Below are 15313 nucleotides of genomic sequence, written 5' to 3'. Positions count from 1 at the left end.
CATTTCGCCTCACAGCAGAGAGGCGAGGGCCGCGATCCCGAACGCTCCCAGCACCGCGCCCGAAACGCGGTTGACCCATAGCATGGCGGCGGGCGTGACCCGGCGCCGGAACGCCCCGACCGAGGCGCTGAGCCCCAACCACCACATCGCCGAACCGAGGAAGACGCCCGCGACGAGCAGGGCGGCGACACCGGTGCTGCTTCCATCCCCCGCCGACACCCCCAGCCCGCCGAACACCGCGGCGAAGCTGAGGATCGTCGCCGGATTGGCGAGCGTCAGCGCGAAGGTGGAGGCGTAGGCCCCGGCCAGACCGCCGCCGCCGCGGGCGTCCGCGGCGCGCTCCGCCGGACGGGCGCGCAGGGTGCTCCAGCCCAGCCACAGCAGCATCAGCCCGCCGACCAGCTTCAGCGCGACCTGCGCGCCGAGCAGCGCGTCGGTGACCAGGGCCACCCCGAAGCCGGCGATGGCGCCATAGACCGCGTCCGCGCTGGCGGCGCCCAGCCCGCTGACGAAGCCGTGCGCCGGCCCGTCGGCCAGGGTGCGCCGGATGCACAGAAGCCCGATCGGCCCGACCGGGGCGGCGATGCTGAATCCGATGATCAGGCCCTTCAGCAGGGCGGGCAGCGCGTCCATGGCGAATGCTCCAACAAAGGCGTCAATCTGATTCGATGGGAAGGACCGGCGTCTCCTTGACCGAGGAGAGCGCGATCACGGTGTGGGAGCGCACGACGCCGGGGAGCGCCTTCAGCCGGTCGGAGAGGAAGCGTTCCAGCGCCTCCGTGTCGGCCACGCGCACCTTGAGCAGATAGGACCAGTCCCCGGTGACGTGGTGGCACTCCTGAACCGCCGCCGTGGCGCGCATGGCGTCTCGGAAGGGCGCGTCATGCTCGGGACGGTCGAGCAGCACGTCGACGAAGGCCAGCACGTCCAACCCGGCGGCCTTGGGCGACAGCCGCGCCCCCCAGCCCTGGATCACGCCGTTGGCCTGCAGCTTCTTCAGCCGCTCGTTCACGGCGGACACCGACAGTCCGGCCGCCGTCCCGATGTCGGCGTAGGAAGCGCGTCCATCCCGTTGGATGTGCGCGATGATTTTGCGGTCTGTATCGTCCATAGCCGCAATATTTTCTGATTATGCTCGGTATGGCAAGAGCTATGTGCGGGTCAGTCGCCCATCCGGCGGAAATCCGGCTTGCCGGCGCCGCAGCGCGGGCAAAACCAGTCGGCCGGCAGGTCCTGGAAGGCGGTGCCGGCCGGCGCGCCATGCTCCGGGTCGCCGACGCGGGGGTGGTACTCGTAGCCGGGGCAATCGCCGCCGCCGCACCGCCAGACGTCGGACAGGCGCGGGTCCTCGGCCCGCGCGGGGCGGGCGAACAGGGCCAGGATGACGGCCGGAATGACGGCGGCGATCAGGCGCAAGGCGCCACGCCGCTGAAGGAGAAGGAGCGGGGGGTGGGGAGGGGTGGCGGGCATGGCGGACCGTCCGGCGGATCGAGGTGCCGCACTATGCCCCGCGATCCTTTGCGGGATGATGACGGTGGTGGAGCGAAGGGAAGCGGGTCAGCGCCGCCGCGGCGCCTTGCCCTTGAGATGGGCGCGCTGCAGCTTCGCGCCGGCCAGATCCGCCCCGTCCAGGTCGGCGTTCTCCAGGTCGGCGTCGGTCAGGTTGGCCTGGACCATGCGGGAATCGGTGAGCATCGCCTGCCGCAGGTCGGCGCCCATCAGGTTGGCGGCCCAGGAGCGGCCGGTGGGCCGTCCGCTGGGGTCCTTGATCTCCGCCGGCCCGAGGTTGACCCGCGTCAGGTCGGCCCCGGTCAGCCGGGCGAAGCTGAGGTTGGCGCCGGACAGGTCGGCGCCCATGAGGTTCGCGTGCTCCAGATTGGCGCCGGACAGGTCGGCCATCATCAGCCGGGCGCCGGTCAGCGCCGCGTCGGACAGGTTGGCGCCGCGCAACGAGGCCGCGCTGAGATTGACGCCGCGCAGATCGGCGCGGCTGAGGTCCGTGCCATCCAGGTCGGCGCGTTCGCCGCGCTGGCCGACGCTGTCGATCCAGCGCTCATGGTCGAAAATCGCCCGCTGGATTTCCGACCCCATGCTGTCGATCGGGCGGGTCAGGCAGGCGGCGCCAAGCTTGGCCTGCGAAAGATCGCAATCGACCATCCGCGTGCCGACCAGATCGGCGTTGTCGAAGGTGCAGCCGTCCAGCAGGGCGCCGGTCAGGTTGGCCCCGTTCAGCCGCGCCCCGGACAGGTTGGCGTCGGTCAGCACCGCGCCGGAGAGGTCGGCGTTCTGCAGCACCGCTCCGCACAGATCGGCTTCGGTCAGGTTGGCCCCGGCCAGCACGGCGCCGGTCAGGTCGGTCGGAATGCCGCCCTCCGCCGTGGCGCCGCCCTGAAGACGGGCCAGGGCGGTCCGGTGGGTCTGCCGGGTGGCTTCGGCGTCCTGGACATCCGGACCGGTGCCGCGGCGGGCGCAGCCACCCGGTTCCAGCGTGCCGGCGCGCAGGTCGGCGTCGCGCAGATTGGCGTTGGAAAAGTCGGCGGAGCGCAGCCGCGCGCCGCGCAAATCCGTCTGCATCAGGTTGGCGCGGGTGATGTCGGCGTCGCGCAGGTCCACGCCGAAGAGGTCGGCACCGGCGAGGTTGGTGCCGCTGAGCCGGCTGCGCGCCAGCTTCGCCCCGACCAGCCGGGCGCCGCGCAGGTCGCGCTGCGACAGATCCGCGCCCTCCAGATCGGCCAGCGCCAGGTTGGCGCGCGCGCCGCCCGGCTGGCCCTTGATCCAGCGGGCGTGCCGGTCCAGCACTTCGGCCAACTGGTCGGGCCGAAGATAGGAGGGTGCCGGCGCGGGGGCTGTGGCGACGGGGGGCACGGGCAGCAATCGAACGGGGGTTGTTTTCGCTATCCAAACTATGGGGGTAGATTCCTTACCGAAGACTAAACGGTAAAGGTCACGGCAGTACCTCTTATGGTTGCCGTTTTTTACCCTGCCCTTGTCACGACCGGTTCCGTGAGCCGTCGGGGGCATGGCTCCGGCACCGGCGATCCGGAAGCGAATCGGGGAGGCGAATCGGAGGACGGGCCATCGTGTTTCACTCTTGTAACGCGACGCGCCACCGTTCCAACCCGCGCACGGCCATCCCATAAGTCCAGGAAATCTGGGCGTTTTAAAGACGTTAACCATTGGTTTCTTGACAGAAGCGGGGGCTCTGCCGCCAAAAGGCATCGGACAAAAAGGGGGCGGTCCATGCGCCGCTCCGTTCGGGACCCCATGGAGGCATGATGACCGAGGCCAAATTCCAACCGACCCCAGCAGCCAAGCTCGGCCGGAGGGAACTGTTGCGCATCGGTCTGGCGACGGCCGCCGCCGGGATGGTGATGGCACCGGAGGTGTCGGAGGCGGCTTTGCGCGCCCCGCCGCGGCAATTGGTCCTGCTCAACCTCCACACCGGCGAGCGGGTGCGGGCTGAATACTGGTCCAAGGGCCGCTACCAGCGCGACGGCCTGCGGGAGATCAACCATCTGCTCCGCGATCACCGCACCGGTGCGGTGCATCCCATCGACCCCAAGCTTCTCGACTTGCTGCACGCGCTGACTCGCAAGGTCGGGGGCAAGACGCCGGTGCACATCATCTCCGGCTACCGTTCCCCAGAATCCAACGCCTGGCTGCGCGAGCAGGACGGCAGCGGCGTCGCCCAGAACAGCTTCCACATGCAGGGCAAGGCCATCGACCTGCGGGTGCCCGGCCTGCCGCTGCGCACCCTGCAACGCGCGGCGCTCAGCCTGCGCGGCGGCGGGGTGGGCTATTACCCGGACAGCAATTTCGTCCATGTCGACGTCGGCCCGAAGCGGCAGTGGGCCTCCTGACCGGCCTTCCGTGAGGAGACGAAAAAAAGCCCCCGCCGCTTGGACGGGGGCTTTTTCTGTCGCTGAACCGTGGTCGACGGGACCGCCTTACTCGACGGTGACCGACTTGGCGAGGTTGCGCGGCTGGTCGACGTCGGTGCCCTTCAGCACGGCGACGTGATAGGCCAGCAGCTGGACCGGGATGGCGTAGAGCAGCGGGGCGACCAGCGGGTCGCAGGCCGGAAGCTCCAGCGACCAGCGGACCTTGTCGGACAGCTTGTCGATCCCCTTCTTGTCGGCGATCAGCAGCACCTTGCCGGACCGCGCGCAGACTTCCTGGACGTTGGACACGGTCTTTTCGAACAGGTTGTCCGACGGCACCAGGACGATGACCGGCACGCTCTCGTCTATCAACGCGATGGGACCGTGCTTCAGTTCACCCGCCGCGTAACCTTCGGCGTGGATGTAGCTGATTTCCTTGAGTTTCAGCGCACCTTCCAGAGCCAGCGGGTACATCGCTCCACGGCCCAGATACAGAACGTCGCGGGCCTCCGCGACCTCCTGCGCCAGCTCGTGCAGGCGTTCGTCGTGGGCCAGCACGTCGGCGGCGCGGGCCGGCACCTCGCGCAGGGCCTGGGCGATCTGCTGCATCCGCTCGGCCGGGATGACGCCGCGGTCGTGGCCGACCGTGACCGCCAGACAGGCCAGCGTGGTCAGCTGGGTCGTGAAGGCCTTGGTCGAGGCGACGCCGATCTCCGGGCCGGCCATGGTGTAGAGCACCGCGTCGGACTCGCGCGCGATGGTGCTTTCCGGCACGTTGACGATGGACAGGATCTTCTGGCCCTGGCGCTTGCAGTAGCGCAGCGCCTCCAGCGTATCCAGCGTCTCGCCCGACTGGCTGATGAACAGCGCCACGCCGCCCTCGGGCATCGGCGCCTCGCGGTAGCGGAACTCCGAGGCGATGTCGACCTCGACCGGCAGACGGGCCAGCGTCTCGAACCAGTATTTCGCCACCACGCCGGCGTAATAGGCGGTGCCGCAGGCGACGATGGTCAGCTTCGTCGCCTTGGCGATGTCGAAGCTGGTCTCCGGCAGGGTGACGCGGCCGGTTTCCGGGTTGATATAGGCGTTCAGCGTGTCGCCGATGACCTGCGGCTGCTCGTAGATCTCCTTGAGCATGTAGTGCCGGTAGCCGTCCTTGCCGATCAGCGCGCCGGACAGGGCGGTGGTCTTGACCGGACGCTCCACCACCGCGTCGTTGGCGTCGTGGATCACGGCGGCGGTGCGGGTCAGCTCGACCCAGTCGCCGTCCTCCAGATAGCAGATGCGGTTGGTCAGCGGCGCCAGGGCGAAGGCGTCGGAGGCGAAATACATCTCCCCCTCGCCGTAGCCGACGGCCAGCGGCGTGCCGTGGCGGGCGCCGATCAGCATGTCCTCCTGGCCGGAGAACAGCAGCACCAGCGAGAAGGCGCCGGTGAAGCGCTTGAAGGAGGCGGCGGCGGCCTCGACCGGGCCCAGCCCCTCCTTCTCCATATAATAGGTGACGAGGTGAGCGATCACCTCGGTGTCGGTGGCGCTTTCGAAGACGTAGCCGTGCTCGATCAGCTCCGCCTTCAGCTCCTGGTAATTCTCGATGATGCCGTTGTGCACCACGGCCACACGGTGGGTGGCGTGCGGATGGGCGTTGTTCTCGGTCGGGCCGCCGTGGGTGGCCCAGCGGGTGTGGCCGATGCCGATCACGCCCGGCAGCGGCGCCTCGCGCAGCTTGGCGTCGAGGTTGAGCAGCTTGCCCTCGGCGCGGCGGCGCTCGATGCCGCCCTTGACCAGCGTGGCGACGCCGGCGCTGTCGTAACCGCGGTATTCGAGGCGGCGGAGACCCTCGACGAGACGGGGGGCCGCGTCATGCGTGCCGATGATGCCGATGATGCCACACATGAACCTGCAACTCCTGAATGATGGCCGGGGCCGGGTGAACGGTCAACCGGGGCAATCTTACGCCTTTTTCGCTTTCTCGTTTTGCTTCCGTTCGCGGAAACGCTTGGCCCAGCCGGTGTAAGCCTGCTGGCGCCCACGCGCCACGACCAGCGCGTCGCCCTCCACGTCGGTGGTGACCACGCTGCCCGCCCCGACGATCGCGCCGTCGCCCACCGTGACCGGGGCCACCAGCGCGGTGTTGGAGCCGATGAAGGCCCCGGCGCCGATGTCGGTGTGGCTCTTGGCGTAGCCGTCGTAATTGCAGGTGATGGTCCCGGCGCCGATGTTGGCCTTCGCCCCCACCCGCGCGTCGCCGATGTAGGTCAGGTGGTTGACCTTGGCGCCGGCCTCGATCTTCGCGTTCTTGATCTCGACGAAGTTGCCGATGTGGGCGTCGGGGCCGATCTCCGCCCCCGGGCGCAGGCGGGCGTAGGGGCCGACCTGGGCGCCGCTGTCCACGCGCACCTGCTCCAGATGGCTGAAGGCCTTGATCTCGACCCGGTCGGCGACGACCACACCGGGGCCGAACACCACATGCGGGCCGACGATCACGTCGCGGCCGAGGCGGGTGTCCACGCAGAAGGTGACGCTGTCCGGATCGGTCAGGGTGGCGCCGTTGTCCATGGCGGCCTTGCGCAGGCGGCGCTGGATCAGCTTCTCCACCTCCGACAGTTCGGCGCGGGAATTGACGCCGACGACCTCCGCCGGGGCGGCCTCTACCACCGCGCAGGCCATGCCGTTGCTGCGGGCGATCTGGACCACGTCGGTGAGGTAGTATTCGCTCTTGGCATTGCTGTTGCCGATGCGGCTGATCAGGTCGAACATCCGCGCGCCGTCGAAGGCCATCAGGCCGGCGTTGCAGAGGGTGACCTGCCGCTCCTCCTCCGAGGCGTCGAGATACTCGACGATCTTCTCCAGCCCGCCGCGGGCGTTCAGGATCAGGCGGCCGTAGGCGCCGGGATCGTCGGGGCGCATGCCCAGCACGACCACCGCCGGGTCGCTCGGCTGGCGCCGCGCGGCGACCATGGCGCGCAGCGTGTCCGGCGTGACCAGCGGGGTGTCGCCGTAGAGCACCACGACGTCGCCGTCGAAGCCTTCCAGCAGGCCGAAGGCGGCGCGCACGGCGTCGGCGGTGCCGCGCTGCTCGTGCTGCACGGCGGTGGGGTAGGGGGCGACGGCGTCGGCCACATTGTCCATGCCGGGGCCGACCACGACGACGACATGGTCGGGGTCGAGCGCCCGCACCGCGGACAGGACGTGGCCGACCATCGGCTGGCCGGCCACGCGGTGCAGGACCTTCGGCAGGTCCGACTTCATGCGGGTGCCTTTGCCGGCGGCGAGAATGACGCAGGCGAGCGGGCGTTGCGGAGTCATCGGATATCCCTGCAGTATTGGAAACGGGTTATGGCGGACGGGTGGAAAAGCGAGCGCATCAAAATCCGGGCAAACAGTCAGTCCTCAAGCATTGAGTGCCACATCCGGCGCCGGGACCCCAAGTCAACTTTTGTGTCAATCTGACATACACAAATCGCGGCCCGAGGGTGTACGCATCCCGCGCCGTCGGCGCCGAAGGGCCTATGCCGGGGGTGGGGCGCGGGAACTGGGGGTCGCCGCCGGGGGAGGGGCGTGCTATCGAAGGAGGTATTCGCCCGTCTTCGAACACCCTGGGATATCCGCCATGCCCGCTGCCATGCCCGCTGCCGCGCCCGTCGCCATTCCCTTTTCCGCGGTCGTCTTCGACCTGGACGGCACGCTGATCGACAGCGCGCGGGACATGACCCGAGTCCTCAACCGCACCCTGTCCCGCTTCGACCGCCCGGCCCTCAGCGAGGCCCAGGTGCGCGGCATGGTGGGCGACGGCTCGGCCGCGCTCGTCCGGCAGGCCTTCGCGGCGACGGGCGACGCCCTGGCCGAGGAGACGCTGCGGATGGCCCTGGCCGATTACCTCGACGACTACTTCCAGGACGACGAGTCTCCGGTGCTCTATCCCGGCGTCCCGGAAACCCTGGCGGCGCTGGCCGAGGGCGGCGTGAAGCTGGGGCTGTGCACCAACAAGCCGGAGCGGATCACCCGGAAGCTGCTGGACGCGCTGGGCTTGTCGCCCCTGTTCGGCGCGCTGGCCGGCGGCGACACGCTGCCGGTGAAGAAGCCCGACGGGCGCCACCTGTCCTGGGTGGTCGAGGCGCTGGGCGGGGGCCGCGCCGCGATGGTGGGCGACAACCGCAACGACGTGACCGCCGCCCGTGCCGCCGGGGTGCCGGTGGTGGCGATGACCTACGGTTATCCCCGCATGCCCGTGCAGGAGCTGGGCGCCGACCTGCTGCTCGACCGCATCGCCGACCTGCCGGACGCCCTGCGGCGCCTGGGCCGCTGAAGGGGATGGCCGGCTTCGCGGGGGCAGCGAAGGCTTTGCCGTAGGTCTCCTTCTTGTCATGGTTAACGAGGGATTAACGGTGGCTAACGAAAGGTAAATGTAGTTGGATGGGTGCATCGAATGGTGGTGAGCGAAGGAGACACCCGATGGCCCAGATCCTTGCCTTCCCCGGTAAGACCCAGACCGGCAACACCCTCTCCGCCGACGCTCTGTCCATCGAAGGCCACAACGCCGCCCGCACCCCGGCCAACAGCCAGATCGACTCGGCCACCGCCGACTTCGACCGGATGATGGCGCACCACAGCGACCTCCAGCGCAAGATGGCCGAGTTCAACCGCCTGTGCGAGCAGGCGCTGGCCGAGCGGCCGATGGCCGACCTGCTCTACCACCCTACCGTCGGCAGCGGCGGCGTCGGGCGCGCCTGATCCGTTAAGGCGGGGCAGGGCGCTCCGCCGTCTGGTCGGTCTTGTGGGCGGCGGTGAGGTGGATGACCACCCCGCCGAATCCGCTGTCGGTCTCCAGCCGGACGGGCAGGGGCGGGCCGGCCCCTTCCACCGGAGCGATCCACAAATCGACGGGCGGGCGTTCCTCCCGCCCTCCGCCGCGCTGCCAGAAGGCTTGGCGTGGCGTGCGCTCGTAGCCGGCGATCGGATTGTGCGACACCCGGCATTGCCGTGCCGCGCCGGTGAACACCGAATGGCGCGACGCCCCGATCATGGTCATTCCCCGGTCCGTGAAGATCATGTCGTAGCGCCTCCGCCCGTCATAAATGGGCACCGTGCGCTGGCATCCCTCACCGTGCAGCCCCGCCATCAGCATCTCAAGGACGCCACTCAGCGGGTCGCGGGTCTGCCGCGTGAGGTTCTCGGGGACAGGGTCGCGGTCCTCCTCCGCCGGCGGCGGGGAGACCTGGGAGCGGACGCTTCCATCCGGGCCGTAATCGAGGGTGACCGTCCGCGGGGAGCCGCGCAGGACGCCGGATTGGGTGTGGCGGATCGGCGAGACGCCGTCGGACCGCACCGTGCCGACGCTCAAGGATTGCGTTTCCCAGGGAAACAGGCGCCCCAGAAAGCCGTCCGTCGCGGCGTTGACCTGAACGCTGTAGCGGCCCTCGGTCAGGGTCAGTTCGGCCCGCGCGTCGAGCACGGCCACGCCGCCGACATGGACGCGGTAATCCAACTGCCAGCGCTGCGCCAGGGCGGGCAGGGGGAGCAACCCGGTGACCGCCGCGCCCAATCCGGCGACGAGACCGGCGACGAGGGCGGCCGAGGGACGCTTGGCGGGAAGCTTGACGGGAAGCGCGGTCCGGTGCGTCATGTCCATTGGCTCATCGGGGGCTCCGGGCGGAAGGGCTTCTTTGATATTGGTGTGAAACAGGTGCTTGACAGGAGGGGGCGGGGCCTTTAGAAACCCGCCTCACCGCAGCGGTGGCAACGACGCGACAGCGAAACGAGCCTGATGCCGACGCGGTTTTACTGGGATGGGCGCATAGCTCAGCGGGAGAGCACACCCTTCACACGGGTGGGGTCGTAGGTTCAATCCCTACTGCGCCCACCATCCCAAAGTCCGGTGGTTCCTGGGCTTTGCGGATGGTACCATCCCCTCAACCATATGGGCCGGTCAAGATCGGGGTCCGTCGGGCTCCGCGTTGTCGTCTCCGTGGTGCGTCAGCGGTTGTTTCTTTGGGATGGGCGCATAGCTCAGCGGGAGAGCACACCCTTCACACGGGTGGGGTCGTAGGTTCAATCCCTACTGCGCCCACCATCCCAAACGCCGCCTCCTCTCAAAAACATCATCAGAAAACGCTCCAGCAATGAACCGTCGCGCCAATGGCGCGATTCGGTGCTCGGAGTTTCACTGCACAAAAATCCCGGCGCAGCCGCGCGTGTCTTTTTGAGACGAACGCCGCCGCAGTTGATTCAGATCAGCTACAGCGCGTGGGGTTTTCGTCTATCGCTTCCAACATCCGATTTGCTCAATCATCTGGAAGCAGTGACATGGAAGATACGCGCGTGACCCTTCTCGCCCTCGGCCTGCTGGTCGTGGCGCTTGTCGTGATCCTCGGTTCGGTGGTGCTGTCTCCGGCCACCCTGGTCCTCCTGGCCACGCTCGGCGCCTGGGTGAACCTGACCTATCTGGTCGTCGTCACGCTGATGCGTTGACCCAGTCCGCGGGCGGGAGACCGCGCGGTCCGACCCGCCCGCAGGATGGAAAAATTTCAAATTCGGGCTCGCCCGGTTAATTCCATGACTGGACAGCGCCGATCCGGCGGTTTATCCCAGCGCCGTTTATGACGCCTGTGGAGCACCCGCCATGACCTCCCTCGCCGCCGCCCGCCTGCCGGAGTCGGAACAGCCCCTGCCGGTCGTCCGCAGCGTCGACGATCTCCGCGCCCAGGTGTCCGCCTGGCACCGCGACGGCAAGACGGTGGCCCTGGTGCCGACCATGGGCGCGCTGCACGACGGCCATCTCGCCCTGGTGCGCCGCGCGCGGGAACTGGCCGACCAGGTGGTCGCCAGCGTCTTCGTCAACCCCACCCAGTTCGCCCCGCACGAGGACTTCGACCGCTACCCGCGGGACGAGGCCGGGGATTCGGGCAAGCTCGCCTCGGCGGGCTGCCATCTGCTCTACGCCCCCACGGTGCGCGCCATGTATCCGGAGGGCTTCGCCACGGCCATCTCGGTCGGCGGCCCGGCGGAGGGGCTGTGCGGCACCTTCCGGCCGCAGATGTTCGGCGGCGTCGCCCTGGTGGTGACGAAGCTGTTCCTGCAGGCCCAGCCCGACGTGGCGGTGTTCGGCGAGAAGGACTACCAACAGCTCATGGTCATCCGCCGCTTCGCCCGCGATCTCGACATCCCGGTGCGGGTGGAGGGGCTGCCGACGGTGCGCGAGGCCGACGGGCTCGCCATGTCCTCGCGCAACGCCTACCTGTCCGCCGACGAGCGCGCCCGCGCACCGGAGCTGAACCGTGCGCTCCTTGAGGCCGCCGCGGCGTTGGCCGGTGGCGCGGAGGCCGCCTCGGTGCTGGAGGCGGTGCGGGCGCGCATCACCGCCGCCGGATTCGGCTCCATCGACTATGTCGAGCTGCGCGACGCCGACACGCTGGCGCCGGTGACCCGTGTGGAGCGTCCGGCGCGCCTGCTGGCCGCCGCCTGGATGGGCAAGGCCCGCCTGATCGACAACGTCCCGGTCCTTCCGGCGTAGCCGCCGGCGTTCCATCCCCGGTCCGCACGCCTGCCCCGCCACGCGAAGGATCGCAGAGGGGGTGTGGTGTCCTATACTCTCTGGCGACCGCGCTGTTGCGCGCAAGAACCAAGGGAAGGAAGGCACCATGCCGTATGATTCCGTGGACACCGCCCGCCGTCTTGGGTTGAAGGACGCCGAGCTGCTGCGATTCCAGGGCTTCGTCGATGGCCGGTGGATCGACGCCGACAGCGGCAAGACCGTGGAGGTGACCAACCCCGCCGACGGCAGCGTTCTGGGCAGCGTGCCGATGATGGGCGCGGACGAGACGCGCCGGGCCATCGACGCCGCCGAGCGCGCCTGGCCGGCCTGGCGGGCGCTGACCGCCAAGGAGCGCGCGAAGACCCTGCGGACGTGGTTCGACCTGATGATGGCGAACCAGGAGGATCTGGCCCGCATCATGACGGCGGAGCAGGGCAAGCCGCTCGCCGAGGCGCGGGGCGAGGTGGCCTACGCCGCGTCCTTCATCGAATGGTTCGCCGAGGAGGGCAAGCGCGTCTACGGCGACACCATCCCGCAGCATCTGCCGGGCCGCCGCATCGTCGTGACCAAGGAGCCGATCGGCGTCACCGCCGCCATCACGCCGTGGAACTTCCCGGCGGCGATGATCACCCGCAAGGCCGGTCCGGCGCTGGCCGCCGGCTGCCCGATGGTTATCAAGCCGGCGACCGCCACCCCGCTGACCGCGCTCGCCATGGCGGTTCTGGCGGAGCGGGCGGGCATTCCGGCGGGCATCCTCAGCGTCGTCACCGGCTCCGCCCGCGCCATCGGCGGCGAGATGACCGGCAACCCGACGGTGCGCAAGTTGACCTTCACCGGCTCCACCGAGATCGGCAAGGAGCTGATGGCCCAATGCGCCGGCACGGTGAAGAAGATCTCGCTGGAGCTGGGCGGCAACGCGCCCTTCCTGGTCTTCAACGACGCCGACCTCGACGAGGCGGTGAAGGGCGCCATCGCGTCCAAGTACCGCAACACCGGCCAGACCTGCGTCTGCGCGAACCGGCTTCTGGTGCAGTCCGGGGTCTACGATGCCTTCGCGGCCAAGCTGGCCGAGGCGGTGAAGGCGCTGAAGGTCGGCCCCGGCCTGACCACGGACGGGGCGCAGCAGGGGCCGCTGATCGACATGGCGGCGGTGGAGAAGGTCGAGGAGCACATCCGCGACGCCACGGAGAAGGGCGCCCGCGTGGTGCTGGGCGGCAAGCGGCACGCGCTGGGCGGCAGCTTCTTCGAGCCGACCATCCTCGCCGACGTGACCCCGGCGATGAAGGTGGCGCGCGAGGAGACCTTCGGCCCGGTCGCCCCGCTGTTCCGCTTCGAGACGGAGGAGGAGGCCGTGCGCATGGCCAACGCCACCGAGTTCGGGCTGGCCGCCTACTTCTACAGCCGCGACATCGGGCGCGTCTGGCGGGTGGCGGAGGCGCTGGAATACGGCATCGTCGGCATCAACGAGGGCATCATCTCCACCGAGGTCGCCCCCTTCGGCGGCATGAAGGAAAGCGGCATCGGCCGCGAGGGTTCCAAGTACGGCATCGAGGATTACTTGGAAATCAAGTATTTGTGCATGGGCGGCATCGGCGGCTGAAAATCGGGCGCTGATTTCAAGTGAAAAAGCGGGGCCGGTCGCGCAAGTCGCTTTGACCGGCCCCGTTTTTTTATCTAGGATAAATCATCGTTAAATATGCCCATGCCCCATCCAGGGGAATGATGGGGGAAAGGCGGCCCGGTGCGCTTCCTGCTGCGGCGCTCCGATGGGGACCCGGTGTCGTTGATGCCCGTCCTCATCGCGGTGTTCCTGGTGCTGCTCGCCGCCCTGGGCACCTGGACGGTGGTCGCCGCCAAATCCGGCGCTCGCAGCGCCGGTGGCGACCGCAAGGCGCAGAAGACCTACGCCTCCCTTCCGACGATGACCTTCACCCTGGGCGGTGGCGACGCGCGCCAAGTGGACATCCGCGTGCTGCTGGAGATCGAACCCACCGCGGATCCAAACCCGGCGACGCCCTACGTCCCCCGCATCGCCGATCAGATGGCCGACCGGCTGCGCCAGATCGAGCCCGGCCAGTTGAACGGGGCCGAGGGCGCCAACCTGATCAAGAGCACCGTGGCGAGCGTGATGAAGCGCGAGGCGCAGGCCATCCGGGTGCGCGAGGTGCTGCTGGAGCGGATGGTGGTGCGGTAAGAGGGCCGCTGGCTCCGCTTGCCCCCCCCTCCCTCCCCCGCTTCGCGGGAGAGGGAAGACTGCCCCCTCTCCCGCGAAGCGGGGGAGGGTCGGGGAGGGGGCGAAACGCCCCTAGGAGAACGCCTTACTCCGCCGCCGCCCGGCGGTCGGCGTCGCGCTTCAGACGGGCGCGCTTCAGCTCCTCGGCCAGCAGGAAGGCCAGCTCCAGCGCCTGGCTGGCGTTCAGCCGCGGGTCGCAGGCGGTGTGGTAGCGCAGCGCCAGCTTGTGGTCGGTGATCGCCTGGGCGCCGCCCGTGCACTCCGTCACGTCCTGGCCGGTCAGCTCGAAATGGACGCCGCCGGCGTGGGTGCCCTCGGCCTCGTGCACCGCGAAGAAGTCGCGCGCCTCCGACAGCACCTTCTCCACCGGGCGGGTCTTGTAGCCGCTGGAGGACTTGACGGTGTTGCCGTGCATCGGGTCGCTGGACCAGACGACGACGCGGCCCTCGCGCTGCACCTTGCGCAGCAGGGGCGGGAATTTCTCCGCCACCTTGTCGGCGCCCATGCGGACGATCAGGGTCAGGCGGCCCGGCTCGTTGGTCGGGTTCAGCAGGTCGATCAGGCGGATCAGCTCGTCCGGATCGGTCGTCGGGCCACACTTCAGGCCGATCGGGTTCTTCACGCCGCGCAGGAACTCGACATGCGCGCCGTCCAGCTGGCGGGTGCGGTCTCCGATCCACAGCATGTGGGCCGACACGTCGTACCAGTCGCCGGTGGTGCTGTCGACGCGGGTCATCGCCTGCTCGAACGGCAGCAGCAGCGCCTCGTGGCTGGTGAAGAACTCGGTCTCGCGGATCTGCGGGGTGGTCTGGGCGGTGATGCCGCAGGCCGCCATGAAGCCCAGCGTCTCGTCCAGCCGGTTGGCGATCTCGCGGAACTGCTCACCGGCGGGGGAGCGCTCGACGAAGCCCAGCGTCCACTGGTGCACCTTGTGCAGGTCGGCGTAGCCGCCCTGGGAGAAGGCGCGCAGCAGGTTCAGCGTGGCGGCGGCCTGGGTGTAGGCCTGCATCATGCGCTCCGGGTCGGGAACGCGGGCGTCCGGCGTGAAGTCGAAGCCGTTGATGATGTCGCCGCGGTAGGACGGAAGCTCGATCCCCTCCAGCACTTCGGTGTCGGCGGAGCGCGGCTTGGCGAACTGCCCGGCCATGCGGCCCACCTTGACCACCGGGATGGCGGCGCCGAAGGTCAGCACGACGGCCATCTGCAGCAGGACGCGGAAGGTGTCGCGGATGTTGTTCGGGTGGAACTCCGCGAAGCTCTCCGCGCAGTCGCCGCCCTGCAGCAGGAAGGCGTTGCCGGCGGCGGCGGCGGCGAGGCTGTCCTTCAGCCGGCGCGCCTCGCCCGCAAAGACCAACGGGGGATAGGAGGACAGGCGCTGCTCGACCGCTTCGACCTTGGACGGGTCCGGATAGGTCGGAAGCTGCTTCGCCGGCTTCGACCTCCAGCTGTCGGGGGACCAACGCTCAACCATGACGCCCGCTCTTTCCTTGTGCTAAGGGTTCCTCTCGACGGCCGGATGACGGCCAGAGGGGTACTCTGTATAGCGGTCGCCGGGAAATTTTTCCATAGTTTCGACCGCAACTTCCGCAATGGATGATGCGGCGCCGCGCCCGAAAAAGCGTGCTGGCCGGGGCGTCCGGCGGGAGCCTATACAGACGGTTACGCAGG

Annotated in this window: 15 protein-coding genes and 2 tRNA genes; 9 read left to right on the top strand and 8 right to left on the bottom strand. The window is 69.0% G+C overall.

The genetic code is table 11. The annotated features are described in order from the left end of the window. Positions 1-9: 9 nt before the first annotated feature. From ACWPN5_RS11835 to ACWPN5_RS11820, 4 genes are all read right to left on the bottom strand, one after another. Positions 10-633 carry a LysE family translocator gene (locus tag ACWPN5_RS11835; protein ID WP_492295467.1) on the bottom strand — a complete coding sequence of 208 codons (624 nt, stop codon included), beginning with the start codon at positions 631-633 and terminating at the stop codon, positions 10-12. 22 nt (positions 634-655) lie between these two features. Further along, positions 656-1111 carry an Lrp/AsnC family transcriptional regulator gene (locus ACWPN5_RS11830; RefSeq protein WP_145686743.1) on the bottom strand — a complete coding sequence of 152 codons (456 nt, stop codon included), beginning with the start codon at positions 1109-1111 and terminating at the stop codon, positions 656-658. A 50-nt stretch (positions 1112-1161) separates the two neighbouring features. Next, positions 1162-1470, bottom strand: a complete 309-nt coding sequence (locus ACWPN5_RS11825) for a rubredoxin (protein WP_145686742.1) — start codon at positions 1468-1470, stop codon at positions 1162-1164. 87 nt (positions 1471-1557) lie between these two features. Further along, positions 1558-2865: a pentapeptide repeat-containing protein gene (locus tag ACWPN5_RS11820; protein ID WP_145686740.1), complete on the bottom strand. Its 1308-nt coding sequence runs from the start codon at positions 2863-2865 to the stop codon at positions 1558-1560. Positions 2866-3332: 467 nt separating this feature from the next. Between ACWPN5_RS11820 and mepK the strand changes: the two genes are divergently transcribed. After that, positions 3333-3860, top strand: a complete 528-nt coding sequence (gene mepK / locus ACWPN5_RS11815; RefSeq protein ID WP_247888730.1) for a peptidoglycan L,D-endopeptidase MepK — start codon at positions 3333-3335, stop codon at positions 3858-3860. Between the two features lie 87 nt (positions 3861-3947). Here mepK and glmS read toward each other — a convergent pair whose 3' ends face one another. Continuing rightward, positions 3948-5774 carry a glutamine--fructose-6-phosphate transaminase (isomerizing) gene (gene glmS, locus ACWPN5_RS11810; protein WP_145686738.1) on the bottom strand — a complete coding sequence of 609 codons (1827 nt, stop codon included), beginning with the start codon at positions 5772-5774 and terminating at the stop codon, positions 3948-3950. 57 nt (positions 5775-5831) lie between these two features. Further along, on the bottom strand, positions 5832-7187 hold the full coding sequence (glmU, locus tag ACWPN5_RS11805; RefSeq protein WP_145686736.1) for a bifunctional UDP-N-acetylglucosamine diphosphorylase/glucosamine-1-phosphate N-acetyltransferase GlmU: 1356 nt from the start codon (positions 7185-7187) through the stop codon (positions 5832-5834). Between the two features lie 304 nt (positions 7188-7491). Between glmU and gph the strand changes: the two genes are divergently transcribed. Next, on the top strand, positions 7492-8187 hold the full coding sequence (gph, locus tag ACWPN5_RS11800; protein WP_492295463.1) for a phosphoglycolate phosphatase: 696 nt from the start codon (positions 7492-7494) through the stop codon (positions 8185-8187). A 146-nt stretch (positions 8188-8333) separates the two neighbouring features. Further along, on the top strand, positions 8334-8612 hold the full coding sequence (locus tag ACWPN5_RS11795; protein WP_145686734.1) for a hypothetical protein: 279 nt from the start codon (positions 8334-8336) through the stop codon (positions 8610-8612). A 4-nt stretch (positions 8613-8616) separates the two neighbouring features. On the opposite strand, the gene ACWPN5_RS11790 is transcribed toward ACWPN5_RS11795, so the two are convergent. Then, positions 8617-9504 carry a DUF3108 domain-containing protein gene (locus ACWPN5_RS11790; protein ID WP_145686732.1) on the bottom strand — a complete coding sequence of 296 codons (888 nt, stop codon included), beginning with the start codon at positions 9502-9504 and terminating at the stop codon, positions 8617-8619. Positions 9505-9669: 165 nt separating this feature from the next. Here ACWPN5_RS11790 and ACWPN5_RS11785 point away from each other — a divergent pair. The 6 genes from ACWPN5_RS11785 (at position 9670) to ACWPN5_RS11760 (ending at position 13606) form a co-directional block, all read left to right on the top strand. Then, a tRNA-Val gene (locus tag ACWPN5_RS11785) sits at positions 9670-9744 on the top strand. 132 nt (positions 9745-9876) lie between these two features. Then, a tRNA-Val gene (locus ACWPN5_RS11780) sits at positions 9877-9951 on the top strand. Positions 9952-10184: 233 nt separating this feature from the next. After that, positions 10185-10349: a hypothetical protein gene (locus ACWPN5_RS11775; protein ID WP_014240656.1), complete on the top strand. Its 165-nt coding sequence runs from the start codon at positions 10185-10187 to the stop codon at positions 10347-10349. A gap of 151 nt (positions 10350-10500) precedes the next feature. Next, positions 10501-11391: a pantoate--beta-alanine ligase gene (gene panC / locus ACWPN5_RS11770; protein ID WP_492295462.1), complete on the top strand. Its 891-nt coding sequence runs from the start codon at positions 10501-10503 to the stop codon at positions 11389-11391. 127 nt (positions 11392-11518) lie between these two features. Continuing rightward, the gene (gene gabD / locus ACWPN5_RS11765; RefSeq protein WP_247889131.1) at positions 11519-13012 is read left to right on the top strand and encodes an NADP-dependent succinate-semialdehyde dehydrogenase; all 1494 of its coding nucleotides are present in this window, start codon (positions 11519-11521) and stop codon (positions 13010-13012) included. A 186-nt stretch (positions 13013-13198) separates the two neighbouring features. Beyond that, positions 13199-13606 carry a flagellar basal body-associated FliL family protein gene (locus ACWPN5_RS11760; protein ID WP_247888354.1) on the top strand — a complete coding sequence of 136 codons (408 nt, stop codon included), beginning with the start codon at positions 13199-13201 and terminating at the stop codon, positions 13604-13606. A gap of 124 nt (positions 13607-13730) precedes the next feature. Here ACWPN5_RS11760 and ACWPN5_RS11755 read toward each other — a convergent pair whose 3' ends face one another. Continuing rightward, entirely contained in the window at positions 13731-15116 is a 1386-nt protein-coding gene (locus tag ACWPN5_RS11755) for a class II 3-deoxy-7-phosphoheptulonate synthase (protein ID WP_014240660.1), read from the bottom strand. Between the last annotated feature and the right edge of the window lie 197 nt (positions 15117-15313).

The sequence above is a fragment of the Azospirillum sp. UENF 211521 genome (assembly GCF_058780535.1).
This window is presented reverse-complemented; position numbering and strand designations above follow the sequence as displayed.